We start from the raw sequence: 13,077 nt of genomic DNA on the forward strand, positions 1-13,077 counted from the left end.
TTAGAGATATACTATATTATATGCGCTATCTCTATTATGAGGGTCAAGTGATAGATCAGATTTTCTGCTCAACGTTTGTAAAACAGGGGATGCACAGTGTCTGCCCTGAGAATCTTCTTGAGCGCGATTCCATCAATTGTTCACCGCAATTGTCACAGTTAAGTGATTGCAGAATTTTGGCAGGGCGGGGCATATTTATTTGCGGTTTATCTAGAATGAACATTTCTTCAAGATCTGCTTCCAAATATTGGGTTTCTACTTCAGACCGAACAGCTGTACATTGTCTTTCCTCTTCGTCTGTTGCCGTACCATCGGAAGAAGCCTTCATCAGTCTGTTCATTTTCTCTCTGCTTTTTTCCAGAAATTCGGGATTCAGCAATGCTCTGAAACCTTCGCCGTCTTCACGTCTGAAAAACGTAAAAGCCATTTTTCCGTGATCTTTAAAGAGCAGGTTGCCTTTTCCTACTGAGCATCCGGTGAGAAACTGGATTGCATCCACTCCGCACATATCTGTTTCACAAATTGCTACAAGCGAGGAATCCTTGTTATGTCCCAGTTTGTTTAAACACAGTTCTGATGCACGAATACCTACAGCCAGTCCGGGGCACTGGTGACCGTGGAATTCTATAACTCTTTTAATTGTTTCAGAGCTGAAAAAATTATTCATTTGTAGTTCCTATTGGTTATGAATTGCGGCATTTGCGTGTACATGGTTGTGGCTGTGCGTATGGCTGTGGTCGATTGCGTTTAAATCTTCAATGGGATGAATAACGGGACATCCGTTTCTGATTTCAATTTCAACAGGTACTCCGTATACCGCTTCGATCATTTCCGGTGTGACACATTCAGTTGCGCCGCATCCGTAGATAGTTCCGTCTTTGAGAAAAATGAATTTGTCGGCGTAGCGTAGTGCTGTATTCAGGTCGTGCATGGTCATAATGGCTGAAACCATGTGCCCTTTCACAACTCCTCTGACGGTTCGCAGAATTTCCAACTGGTTTTTAAGATCAAGACTGCTGGTGGGTTCATCCAATAAAAGAACTTCCGGCTCCTGAACAAGGGCTCGCGCAATGCTGACTTTTTGCAGTTCTCCGCCGCTTAGTTGATCAATATATCTTAGCGATAGATGGCATAAAGAAAGCCTTTTTAATGCCGCATCCACAATGCAGATGTCGTGGTCGCGGACCCGCCATTTTATATGTGGTTTGCGCCCCATAAGGACCGCATCGAAGACACTCAGCCGTGCAGGTTCAACCCGCTGCGGAACATAGCCCAGCAGTTTTGCTATATCGTCTGAACTGAGTTTAAACACATCCTGTTCCTTAATGAGAACACAACCCTGTTCGGGCTTGTGGATGGCGTTCAGGCATTTGAGTAAGGTTGTTTTCCCCGCTCCGTTGGGACCGAGAATAGCAAGAAGTTCGCCCTTATCTACGGAAAAATTAATTTCTTCGAGAATCGAAGTTCCGTTGTAGTTGAAATTAAGGCCGTTTACTTTGAGGTTTATCATTTATTCCCCCTTATTATCAGCCAGATAAAGACCGGCGCGCCTAGGAAGGCTGTCAGCACGGACACAGGCAGTACGTTTGGTGCGAGCATAAGACGGGCGGCAGTGTCCGCTGTTAAGAGCAGGGCGGCTCCGAGCAGGCATGATCCCGGAAGCAGAAACCTATAATCATCCCCGACCATACGTCTGACCATGTGTGGACAGACGAGCCCTACAAATCCAATAATCCCCAGAAAGGAAACGATTACGGAGGTCACAAGCGAGGCCAGCAGCATCCCTGTAAGTCTTATACGTTCGACTTTTACACCCAGACCTTTTGCTGTTTCGTCGCCAGCTTCAATTGCATTGAAATTCCAACGATTCAGGGTGAACCATATATAGGCAATGAAAGTTACTACGCTTATTATTCCAAGCTCGGTCCATGTTGCTCTGGCAACGTCGCCGAAAGTCCAGAAAACCATGGCCGCCAGCTGAACATCATCTGCAAAGTATTGCAGAAACATGGTTCCGGCTGTGAATAGCGCTCCCAAGGCAACCCCTGTGAGAACCATTACTTCGGGCGTAGCCCGACGAAGCCGCGATATTGCAATGATCGCAAAGGTGGCAATCAGGCTGAAAGAGAATGCAACTGCTGTCGTTAAGTAGGGGCTGTTAATAGTCACTGCGCCAACGTTTGAGCTGGCCATGGTTCCAAGGTCGAGGATCATGACAGATACAGCGGCGCCGAAAGCCGCCGCATGTGAAATCCCCAAGGTGAAAGGTGAACCTAGAGGATTTCGGAGAATCGCCTGCATTACTGCGCCGGAAACAGAAAGCCCCGCCCCTGCAGCAATTGCTGTGAGGGCTTGGGGCAGTCTGATATTCCATATTATGAGATCGAATCGTTTGGAAATAGTTTCTCCAAACAGAGTACGAAGCGTTTCCGAAATTGATATAGAAACAGGTCCCATTCCGATGGACGAAGTAAATACTATCGCAGTGATAACGAATCCGGCGACAATGAATAAAGACTTGCGCCTAATATGTTTTGCATACTCCGGCGGGATTTGTCCGTCATTAAAGTGCATTGACTACCTCAAAACCAGCTTGTCGAATGCTTTTTCTTTAAAGGCATTATCCATCTCATTAAATACGGGCTTTCCGACCATGAAACTGTAAATTTCATCGGCTTTAACTTTAGGATCAATGTCCGCAAATTTTTCAGGGTAAAGAACTTTACCAACATAAAAAGCATCTGCGATTATTGAACCGTAATTCCGCGAATACCAGTTATAAGGAAGAACTGTATAAACCTGATCATTAATCACGGCATCAAGGCTCTTGTAAACGGGATCAGTTTTAAGTTCATTAATGGCGCTTGCTTCATCACCAAGCTGGCAGGTTGAGATGTCCATAAATAAAATTTCAGGATTCCACGCTACAATCTGTTCTTTTGAAACATTTGCATGTTGCAATGGTTTGCCCTGTTCTTCCGGCGGACAGGCTACGTTTTTAGCATTAACGAAGAGAAAAGGAGGATAGGCCGGTTCAGTGGATTGAAATCCGTGAGGCCCTTTTTTTGCAATTCCGCCTACGTAGCAGGATTTGCGCTGTGATTCAGGAACGTCCGCAGTTCTCTTTTCCAGGTCATTGATGTTTTTTTCGATGAAATTACAGATTTTTTCCGCTCTCTCAGATTTGCCGACAACATCACCCATAAGTTTGAGTGAGTTGTAGATCAACTGCCTTTTGGTTGCGATGCTGCTGTATGCTAGGCAAATCACTGGTATTCCGGTTTTTTCCTGCAATTTGTCAGGATCGAAGCCCATTCCTTTATATGTTTTGAAAATAACCTGTGGTTGCGGTTCAAGGGATAGAATCAGTTCCGGATTGTCGTGTCCCCTGAATTCGCCGAAGAGTGGTTTATCTTTAAACTGCGGATTAGCCATTGCGTATGGACGCGAATCAAATCTGCTTTTCCTTTTTTCAATGCTGTCGACTCCGACAATAAGCCCCTGTCCCTGAAGATAAGTAAGATAGCGTAAGCATCCCGGCCCTGAGCAGATAACCTTATCAACTTTATCAGGAATTTCAACGGTGCGTCCGGCCATGTCTGTGATCGTTCTTGTTCCTGCATAAGCAGGTAGGGACATACAAAGTGAGGTTAGTGCTGTCAGAAGAACCAATAGGAGCTTATTCATGTACACCTCTAATTTAAATTTGGAGTCTTTTAGTGTGGATATATCAAGTATAATTGCACGTTAGACGTATACATAATATAAAATCGTGTCAAGGATGGGAGGGCGAGAGAAGTGTTCAAAAGCATAAAAAAATCCCTGAAACATGATGTCTCAGGGATTTTTTAATCTGAAAGTAATTAATTCTTAATTGCTCTTTGTAAGATTTGAAAGAACTGTCTTTAACTCAAGAGCTATTTGAGCCAAATCCTGAACTGCTTCTGAGGACTGAACCATTCCATCAGTGGTTTCAGTCACAACTTGATTAACTTCGTCAATAGCCCTGTTGATCTCGTCACTTGTTGCCGATTGTTGTTCTGCTGCAGTAGCAATACCACTTATCAAATCAGAGGAATCGGTAGACAGAGTTACAATCTGTCCCAAAGCCTGTCCGGACTCTTCAGCCAGCTCGGTAGCTTGGCTGATGCTTTCAACCGCAAGATTGACATTTTGAACGTTGGTTTGTGTCGCTGACTGGATTGTTTTAATATTTTCACCGACTTCGGTCGTGGCGGCCATAGTCTTTTCTGCTAATTTACGAACTTCATCAGCGACAACGGCAAACCCACGACCGGCTTCACCGGCTCGAGCTGCTTCAATAGCCGCATTAAGAGCAAGAAGGTTGGTCTGATCAGCAATGTCTGTGATCACTGTCATAACACTGCCTATGGATTCAGCACGCTGATCCAACGTCTGCATATTTTCTTGTAATTTACGAGCTATGTCATTGATCTGATTGATAGAATCCACCACCCTGTTTACCAGTTCAGCCCCTTCATCAGCTTTATCTTTAGATTTATTTGATTGTTCTGTGGCCAAGCTTGCATTTTTAGCAACTTCCAAAACAGTGGCATTCATTTCTTCCATAGCTGTTGCAGTTTCACTGACTCTTTGCTGTTGAACTCCAGCTCCTTGACTGACTTGTTCAATTTGCGCAGACAATTCTTCGGAAGACGAAGCAACCCGGTCTGCAATCTCATCAGCCTGTCTAGCAACTTCAAGCATAGTCTTCTGTGCTGTCTTAATCTCAGTTTGGTCAATCTGAATTTCTAGAGCTCCGGTCACATCTCCTGCTCGGGAAAGCAATGGGACTGAGGTATAGCTAATTTCATAAGAACCGCTTTTGGTGCTGGCTTTTGTTTCTGAACTAGCTGGTTTTTTCGATTTCATACAGCGATCGCTAGCACAGTTTTCTGTGTTACAATCATCGGTATTATAAAGATCGCTACAGATTTTTCCTTTAAAAGAAGGAGAGTCAGCAATCTCTTGAGCTGTTTTGTTAAGATAGGTAATTTTATGGTCAGGAGCCATAGTCATTATACCCACGGGCAGTTGATTCATAAAGCCGCTGTATGTAGCAACAAGAGAATTTACGCCCTTAACAAGGTCTGCAAAAGCTCCGGAATAAGTTGAGGAATCACCAGTAGCAGACAAATCGCCATGCTCAACCTTAATAATAATTTGTTCAACTTCATCAGCCGCATCAGAAACAGCATCTTTAATTGACACAAGGGCGTTACAGATGATGCCGACTTCATCTTTTTGGTTAATATCAATGGTTTTGGAAAAATCACCTTTGGCAACAGCTAGAGCTAGTTGTGTTGCAGAACCCAAGGGTTTAGCAATGGCTCGCGTAATAAGTATCGCTGCAAATAATCCTACGATCGTAGCGATAAGTGATAAAATACCTACCATGTTTTGGCCGTTTTCACTTTGAGCTTGTACTTTGGGGCCTAAGATGTCCTGATCTTTTTTAACAGACAATTTGCTCTGTTCAAGATCTTTGGCAATAACTGGTCCCCATTTATCAAGTTGCTTTTTAACTATTTAGTTTCGTTTAAAAATCAGCTTGGTAACAATATCAAAAGATGCAGCATAATTACTCTTCAGAATTTTAATTTCCCCAAGTAATTTACGTCGATTTACATTATCTACTTCACGGTCAAGTGTTTGATATTCTTCCATAAAGCCTTCAAACTCTGAATGAACGCGGTCAATGGTACCCTGTTGATTATCCTGTAAAAATTTACTCACATACAAACGGGCCAATAATAAATTTCTAAGTGCCCGGCCTGCATAATATGCTGCAGTAATATCGCCATCAGTGTTTGCGGACTGCATGATTTCAGTTAATTTATGTTCAATTTCAGGCCCATCGCGGTTAAGGTTTTCAACCTGCTCATTGCGCTGGTTTTGAATGTTTTTTACAGCCCCAAATTGCTGGTTGTATTTCGCAAGAAGACTACTGGCCTCTTTTACCAAGTGTGTTCGTTCAGGGTTCTTGATCTCTTTAAGGGATTGCCCCATGAACTTATCAGTTTGAGTCATATACTGATTGTATTCATCAATATCTTTTTGGCTGTCAGTGATAAGAAAGTCTTTAACATTCATTCTTACCATAAGTAGATTGGCCTGAACCCGGCCCATTAAATTGGTGTCATTAGCAAGTCCTCGATATTAATTGAATGAGTCGAGATTCTCTGAGAGGTAGTGGTAGGCTACTCCTCCAGATGTCAGTAACATCAACAATACTGCACCAAATCCGACAGCTAATTTTAAACCGATAGATAGATTTTTCACGTTTATTACCTTATAGTTATTGGATGTTGATAGAATTTCTTGTTAGTTAGAATATTTTTTTTAACACTTTTTTAAAAAAGTATAGTAAGAATTGATACCGTTTATAGCGCTAGCATGAGTCGGTTAAATTAGAAATTATATATTGCTAAATAATGGGGCTATTTGCCGCGTTGATTGGAAATAATAATTCCTTTTCATAAATATTATGATTCCTAGTCCCAGTTTGTAAAAAAAATCCCCCTGAAGCATTAAGCCTCAAGGGGATTTAATTACGTATGGTCTTTTAAATTAAACTTATGCCGCAGTCGGAGCAGTGAAAACGCGTGCTGCAAGATCCTTATCAAGCATGAACATACCGTTTCCTTGAGTTCCGGCAAGCTTGAGCTTGTTCAGAATTTCGTTAACGTTATCTTCTTCTTCAACCTGCTCAGTTACGAACCATTGCAGGAAGATGTTTGTTGCGTGATCTCTTTCATCAATAGCAAGATCAACAAGGCCGTTGATAAGTGCGGTTACTTTCTTTTCATGCTCAAGAACAGCCTGCACAGCTTCAAGTGGGCTGGCCCAGTCCTGCTGTGGAGCTTCAATAGCTGTCAGTAGAACTTTTCCGCCGCGTTCGTTGATGTAATCGTAGAATTTCATGGCGTGAAACTGTTCTTCTTTAGCCTGTACTCTCATCCAGTTTGCAAAACCGCTAAGTCCGGTGTCGCTGAAGTAAGCGGACATGGAAAGATAGAGATAGGCTGAGTACATTTCAGCGTTTAGATGCTCATTGAGAGCTTTTTCAAGAACTTTATTAGACATTTATTAAGTCTCCGTATTTATTTTAAATTGTTGTTTAGTAGCCGATATCTTCATCAGTAATTTTGGTTGCAAAAATCTTATGCATCCAGAACTGATAAGCGATTACAAGAGGTACCATTGTCAGAGCCACGGTCAGCATGATTTTAAGGGTCAATTGACTTGAAGCGGCGTTGTGAATGGTAATCGAGAAAGCCGGATTGATGCTTGAAGGCAGCAGGGCCGGAAACAGTCCGATAATTCCGAACATTGTTGTGGAGAAAATGAGTGCTGCGGAGCAGGTCCAAGCCAGCCACCATTTTTGAGTCGATATGTATGTTCTGACCATAACGATTGCAAAGATTGGAATGAGCAGGATTAACAGTAGGATCGGGTTTGTCAGATAGTTGCTGAGCAGCTTGGTGTAGAGGCCGGTGAGGGCCAGAAAAGCAGCATATACAGCAACTAAGAAAGGCCAGATTGCAGCCGCAAGGTTGCCTGCGCGTGCATTCAGATCACCTGTCGTTCGTACTGCCAGCCATAAACATCCGTGTATTGCGAATAGAAGTACAAACAGCACTCCGCCTGCGAGTCCGTAAGGGTTCAGCAGAGTCAGCAGGCCGCCTTGAAAAACACCTTCTGCATTGATTGGAATTCCCTGGAATATGTTGGCGAAAGCAACACCCAGAAGAAGTCCCGGAAGCGCACTGCCGACGACCATAGCGCCATCCCAGAATTTGCGTGACCAGTCGGATTCAACCAGTCCTCTGAATTCAAATGCTACGCCGCGAAGAATAAGCGCCATAAGCAGAAGCATCAGAGCTGTGTATAGTCCGCTGAACATTACAGCATAAGCTTTCGGGAAAGCTGCGAAGGTTACTCCGCCCGCTGTGACCAGCCAAACTTCGTTACCATCCCAGAAGGGGCCCATTGAATTATAAATTGTTTTTTTATCTTTTTCGCTTTTGGCGAGAAAAGGCATCACTGACCCTAGTCCCAGATCATACCCATCGAGCATGAAATAGACGGCCCAGAGTACTCCCCATAATAAGAACCATATAGTTTCCAGCATATTAATCTCCTTGACTTGCAGAGTTTATTAAAGCTCTTAAGCCTTCGTTGGTTCAGGGCCTTTGCGTGCAAACTTGGTCAGCAGGAATATTTCACAGGCACCGAGCATGGTGTAAAGTAAAGTAAGCCCGATGAAAGAGAATGCGACCTGACTTGTCACGATGGGAGAAACCGCATCGCTGGTCTTCATTATGCCGTATACAATCCACGGTTGTCTTCCGACCTCCGCAACAGCCCATCCTGCCCATATGGCAATGTAGGGAAGGGGGATTGCGTAAAGCATGACGCGAAGCAGCAGTCTGTTTTCAACCAGATTTTTTCTCTTTGTCCAAGCCCAGATGCAGAGGAGGGGGAAGAGTGACCCTAGCCCGACCATTAAGCGGAAGGAAAGGAAAGTAACCAAAACGGGAGGACGGTCTTCTTTCGGCCATTCTTTGAGTCCTTTAACAGGAGCATCAAAGGAGTTGAAAGCTAAGAAGCTAAGTCCGCCGGGGATTCCGAAAAGTTCAACTGCGTTTTTTTCTTTTTCTTCATCAGGCATTGCAAGAAGGTACATGGGAGCGCTGTCTGTTGAGTCCCAGAGAGCTTCCATTGCAGCAAGTTTGGCAGGCTGTTTGTGTGCGACTTCCTGTGCGTGTCCGTGCCCCTGCACCGCAACCGCGATGGAGAATATGAAAGCACAAATTATGCCCATTTTGAATGACTTGGTGAAGAATTCAACTTCATTTTTGCGAAGCAGATGGTAGGCACTGACCCCCATGAGGAAGAATCCGGCAACAACGAAGGCGCCGAAGCCGTTGTGAAGAAATTGTGACCACCCGAAAGGATTTGAAAGTACTGCAGCAAAATCGTCGAGTTCTGCGCGTCCGTTACGGATTACATATCCTACAGGATTCTGCATCCAGCCGTTGGCAAGAATAATCCATATAGCCGAAATATTTGAGGCAATTGCAACAATCCATATACAGGCACAGTGCATTTTAGCGGAAAGTTTTTTCCATCCGAAAATCCATGCAGCTATGAAAGTTGATTCCATAAAAAAGGCGACGGTGGCTTCAATCGCCAGTAATGAACCAAAGATGTCACCAACATATATTGAGTAGCGGGACCAGTTGGTTCCGAACTGAAATTCAAGGGTTAGTCCGGTTACTATTCCGAGAACAAAGTTAATGACAAACAACTTTCCCCAGAATTTAGTCATCCGCAGGTAAACTTCTTTTCCGGTGCGCACATAGTAGGTTTCCATGATGGCAATCATTACGGAAAGACCTAAAGTAAGGGGCACAAAAATGAAGTGGAACATAGTTGCCATGGCGAATTGAAGCCTTGACAGCATAAGAACATCCATCATTCCTCTCCTTGTTCAGAGTTACAATTATTCCCCGGAAATTTTTTCGAGGGCCTCTTGCGCCAATTGTCCGACAGCCACAGATTGTAGCAATCGATCTTTATAAATATTAATAGAAGTTTGCCTGTCTGTGATTTTTTCAAGCTGTGCTACAGCCCTCTCAGCTTTAAGCCCCCCGAGGGCCCAGCAGGCAATTCCGACAAGCGCAGGGTCGCTACTGCCAAGAAATTTGATTAGATCGTCGGTCGCTGGTTTGACGATATCAGGTCTGTTTTGTGCAAGTCTGGCAACTCCCCAAATGGCCCCTCGAAGCAGCAAGGTAAACTCAAGATAGTTTTCAGGTTTTCCTTCCTCTTCATGGATATAGCTGAGAAGGATTCTGCCATATTCATCAGCCAGAACTTTGTTTGAAGCTGTAATTTCGCCCATTGCTTCAGGTACGCCCCATCCGCATCCGCCCGATTCTTCGTTGAGCATCCACATTATTCTGCGCATGACTATTCTGGCTCGCGCAGCATCTTCTGCAAACATTCGGTCAACCACTTGTCCGAAGGATGAAATTCCGTGCCAGCGGACAATTTCAGAAGGAGCACAAAGAGAGGAAAAAAGAGGGGCGATGAGGGTTTGCATAGGATGATCTTTCATGAGTTCAGAAATTTTCTGTTCCCAGTTTTCATCTGCAAGGGCCGTTATGACCGCTTTTTTTACCTGCCGTCCAACTGCCATGAAGTTTGATCTCCTTGTTGTACGGGCGGAACAGGTGTTCCGCCCGTTGGTTGCCTGATAATTAGGCGTTTTTAGCTTTTACAGCTTTTGCGATTTCGCGGCCAAGTTCATAACATTCCTCAAAGGATTTATGATTCGGGCGGTTTTTAACTTTAATATTAGGCTCAATGATGTCCATGTTCATTTTTTCCAGCCAGTCTTTGAGAATCTTGACGCATTCTCCACTCCAGCCGAATGAACCGAAACAAGCACCTATTTTGTTCTGAGGTCTCAACCCTTTCACGTAAGTCAGAACATCAGCCATTCCGGGGAGAATTCCGTTGTTATGAGTAGGGGAGCCTATAATGACTGCGCCCGCGTCAAAAACTTCGGACATGACATCGCTGTGGTGGTTAGCCTTAACGTTCATAAGTCTAACGCTGACACCTTCGTCTGCGATACCGGAAGCGATTGCAATTGCCATGTTTTCTGTGGATTTCCACATGGTATCGTAAAAGATAACAGCTTTGTTTGTGGTTTTTTGTGCTGCGTATTCTGCGTATTTTCCAAGAGCGAATCCAACATCTTCGCCTCTGAATATCAAACCGTGATCAGGGCAGAGCATGTCGATGTCGAGGTTCAGTTCTCCGAAGAATTCAAGAGTCTTCAGGACCTTGGATGAATAAGGATTAACGATGTTGGCATAGTACTGAGCCATGAGGTCAGATACTTTCTCTTTGCTGACTTCATCCACGAATCTTTCGCTGGTTGCCCAGTTCTGTCCGAAAGCATCACTTGAGATGAGCATTTTTGCTTCAGGAATGAAGGTGAACATGTTGTCAGGCCAGTGCAGCATTTTGGTTTCGTAAAAACGAAGAGTTTTTTTACCCAGAGATATTTCATCTCCGGAATTTGCAACAACTATAGGCCAGTCTTCGCAGTCAAAGAATGTTTTGAGAGCCTTGGCTCCCATGGGAGAAATGAAAATTTTCTCAGGTTTGCAAAGTTCAACCATGCGGGCGAGGCAGCCTGAGTGATCTGGTTCAAGGTGGTTAACAACAATGTAGTCGATCTTTTCAAGTTCAGTCAGGTTGGAGACAGAACAAAGAAACTGACTTTCAAATGCAGCCGGAACTGTATCAACTAGGACTTTTTTATCATCATCAATATAAAAGGCATTGTATGTTGTGCCTTTGGAAGACAGAGCATAGCCATGAAAGTTGCGGCAATTCCAATCAACAGCTCCTACCCAATGTATTCCTTCTTTAATTTCAACAGGTCTCACTTTTAATCCCTACTACGTTTAGAAGTTTAAGATAGAAAGCCGGGATTTTCCCGGCTTTCTGTGTAAATGATGCTAATTAAAAATCGAGGAGTCTTAAGACTCAGGTTCGAAATCGTCTTTGGATGCTCCGCAGACAGGACATTCCCAATCTTCCGGAATATCTTTAAATTCCGTTCCTGCAGCAATTCCGCCATCAGGATCACCAACAGCAGGATCGTAAACCCAACCACAAATAGTGCATACGTATTTCATTTTAAAAACTCCGTTCAATTATTAAAGGTAGATTAAGCAAGGGGCTTAAAAGATTTTTTAGTGGCTCCGCAAATAGGGCATTTCCAATCTTCAGGAAGATCTTTAAATTGTGTTCCTTTTGCGATTTTGCCTTTTTTATCCCCTTTGTCAGGGTTGTAAATATAACCGCAGTTGCTCACCTGGCATTGGTACATTTCGCTTGGTTCAGCCATTTTAATATCCTCTTTTTTAATAAGGGTTAAGCTTTCCAGAGGCCGTGCAGGTTACAGTATGCGCGGGCGGCAACAGGAGCGGAACCGAATTTACAGCCACAGAAATCAGCTTCGGGAGTATCGCCCGGATTGAGTTTTTTCAGGTAGCGATCGTTTTCTGAAACAAGTTCAATCCATTCAATGTAATGTTTTTCGTCCATTGGATGAGCAACAGAGCCGACTTTAACTTTATATCCGCCTTCAATTTTTTCAATGACGGGAACATGTTTTTCTTTTGCTGCGTCAACGGTGTTTTCAGTGATGAGTTTCATGTCCGCTCCGCAGCAAACGAGGTTGCCGGGACCGGCATGCATAACCATTGTGATATTACCGCAAGCTTCGCATTTGTAGACTTCAAATAATTGGGCCATTGTACTCTCCGTTGCAGGGGTTAAAAATTAGTAATTTTCACAAACAAGCTGAAAGTGGGCCTGTGGATGGGCACATGCTGGACACTGTTTAAGAGCTTCTTTGCCCTCGCGAGTGTAGCCGCAATTCTGACACTGCCATACCACGCAGGTATCTTTTTCAAAAACCTTACCGTCTTCAATATTTTTAGCAAGGGCTACATAACGTTTTTCGTGAAATTCTTCTGCAACAGCGATAGCTTTAAAGATGGCGGCAATTGATGTGAACCCTTCTTCCTCTGCAATTTTAGCAAAAGAAGGGTACATGTGTTCCCATTCTTCTTTTTCACCGGCGGCAGAAGCCATGAGGTTTTCAGCTGTAGTTCCGACAATTCCGGCAGGGAAAGCTGCAGTTACTTCTACATCTCCGCCTTCAAGAAGTTTGAACAGACGTTTAGCGTGTTCTTTTTCTTGATTAGCAGTTTCTTCAAAAATTTTAGAAATCTGAACGAAGCCTTCTTTTTTTGCCTGTGAAGCAAAATATGTGTAGCGATTGCGGGCCTGTGATTCACCGGCAAAAGCAGTCAGTATATTCTTTTCGGTACGAGATCCTTTTAATCCAGCCATGATGTTTCTCCTTTGATCTTATTTTTAGATTCTGATCCTGCTACAATATTGTGGACACACGGTTAAGCCGCTATCCTGACTTTAACAGGAGAAGCAAATGACTAATTC

Annotated in this window: 15 protein-coding genes; all 15 read right to left on the minus strand. The window is 43.7% G+C overall.

The genetic code is table 11. The features are described 5' to 3' along the window. Positions 1-55 precede the first annotated feature (55 nt). Positions 56-667: an FmdE family protein gene (locus JEY82_RS08815; protein ID WP_304085049.1), complete on the minus strand. Its 612-nt coding sequence runs from the start codon at positions 665-667 to the stop codon at positions 56-58. A 9-nt stretch (positions 668-676) separates the two neighbouring features. Further along, positions 677-1,507, minus strand: coding sequence for an ABC transporter ATP-binding protein (locus tag JEY82_RS08820; protein ID WP_304085070.1), 831 nt, complete (start codon positions 1,505-1,507; stop codon positions 677-679). Next, on the minus strand, positions 1,507-2,574 hold the full coding sequence (locus JEY82_RS08825) for an iron ABC transporter permease (protein WP_304085052.1): 1,068 nt from the start codon (positions 2,572-2,574) through the stop codon (positions 1,507-1,509). The genes JEY82_RS08820 and JEY82_RS08825 overlap by 1 nt, the downstream gene beginning before the upstream one ends. A 3-nt stretch (positions 2,575-2,577) precedes the next feature. After that, entirely contained in the window at positions 2,578-3,687 is a 1,110-nt protein-coding gene (locus JEY82_RS08830; protein ID WP_304085055.1) for an iron ABC transporter substrate-binding protein, read from the minus strand. A 183-nt stretch (positions 3,688-3,870) separates the two neighbouring features. Further along, positions 3,871-5,487 carry a methyl-accepting chemotaxis protein gene (locus tag JEY82_RS08835; RefSeq protein WP_304085056.1) on the minus strand — a complete coding sequence of 539 codons (1,617 nt, stop codon included), beginning with the start codon at positions 5,485-5,487 and terminating at the stop codon, positions 3,871-3,873. A 63-nt stretch (positions 5,488-5,550) separates the two neighbouring features. After that, positions 5,551-6,123, minus strand: coding sequence for a hypothetical protein (locus tag JEY82_RS08840; RefSeq protein ID WP_304085057.1), 573 nt, complete (start codon positions 6,121-6,123; stop codon positions 5,551-5,553). A 474-nt stretch (positions 6,124-6,597) separates the two neighbouring features. Next, positions 6,598-7,107 (minus strand): ferritin, encoded by a 510-nt coding sequence (locus JEY82_RS08845; protein ID WP_304085058.1) that lies wholly within the window; start codon positions 7,105-7,107, stop codon positions 6,598-6,600. A 34-nt stretch (positions 7,108-7,141) separates the two neighbouring features. Further along, positions 7,142-8,155 (minus strand): cytochrome d ubiquinol oxidase subunit II, encoded by a 1,014-nt coding sequence (cydB, locus tag JEY82_RS08850; protein ID WP_304085059.1) that lies wholly within the window; start codon positions 8,153-8,155, stop codon positions 7,142-7,144. Positions 8,156-8,191: 36 nt separating this feature from the next. Next, positions 8,192-9,502 carry a cytochrome ubiquinol oxidase subunit I gene (locus JEY82_RS08855; RefSeq protein ID WP_304085060.1) on the minus strand — a complete coding sequence of 437 codons (1,311 nt, stop codon included), beginning with the start codon at positions 9,500-9,502 and terminating at the stop codon, positions 8,192-8,194. Positions 9,503-9,529: 27 nt separating this feature from the next. Continuing rightward, complete coding sequence (locus tag JEY82_RS08860) at positions 9,530-10,228, minus strand: DVU0298 family protein (RefSeq protein WP_304085061.1); 699 nt, start codon at positions 10,226-10,228, stop codon at positions 9,530-9,532. Positions 10,229-10,289: 61 nt separating this feature from the next. Further along, positions 10,290-11,492: an FprA family A-type flavoprotein gene (locus JEY82_RS08865; RefSeq protein WP_304085062.1), complete on the minus strand. Its 1,203-nt coding sequence runs from the start codon at positions 11,490-11,492 to the stop codon at positions 10,290-10,292. A 93-nt stretch (positions 11,493-11,585) separates the two neighbouring features. Further along, positions 11,586-11,744 (minus strand): rubredoxin, encoded by a 159-nt coding sequence (gene rd / locus JEY82_RS08870; protein ID WP_304085063.1) that lies wholly within the window; start codon positions 11,742-11,744, stop codon positions 11,586-11,588. A 32-nt stretch (positions 11,745-11,776) separates the two neighbouring features. Beyond that, complete coding sequence (locus tag JEY82_RS08875) at positions 11,777-11,956, minus strand: rubredoxin (protein WP_304085064.1); 180 nt, start codon at positions 11,954-11,956, stop codon at positions 11,777-11,779. Between the two features lie 26 nt (positions 11,957-11,982). Continuing rightward, positions 11,983-12,366, minus strand: coding sequence for a desulfoferrodoxin (locus tag JEY82_RS08880; RefSeq protein ID WP_304085065.1), 384 nt, complete (start codon positions 12,364-12,366; stop codon positions 11,983-11,985). Between the two features lie 27 nt (positions 12,367-12,393). After that, entirely contained in the window at positions 12,394-12,969 is a 576-nt protein-coding gene (gene rbr, locus JEY82_RS08885) for a rubrerythrin (RefSeq protein ID WP_092157770.1), read from the minus strand. Between the last annotated feature and the right edge of the window lie 108 nt (positions 12,970-13,077).

Source organism: Maridesulfovibrio ferrireducens (assembly GCF_016342405.1).
Taxonomy (GTDB): Bacteria; Desulfobacterota; Desulfovibrionia; order Desulfovibrionales; family Desulfovibrionaceae; genus Maridesulfovibrio; species Maridesulfovibrio ferrireducens_A.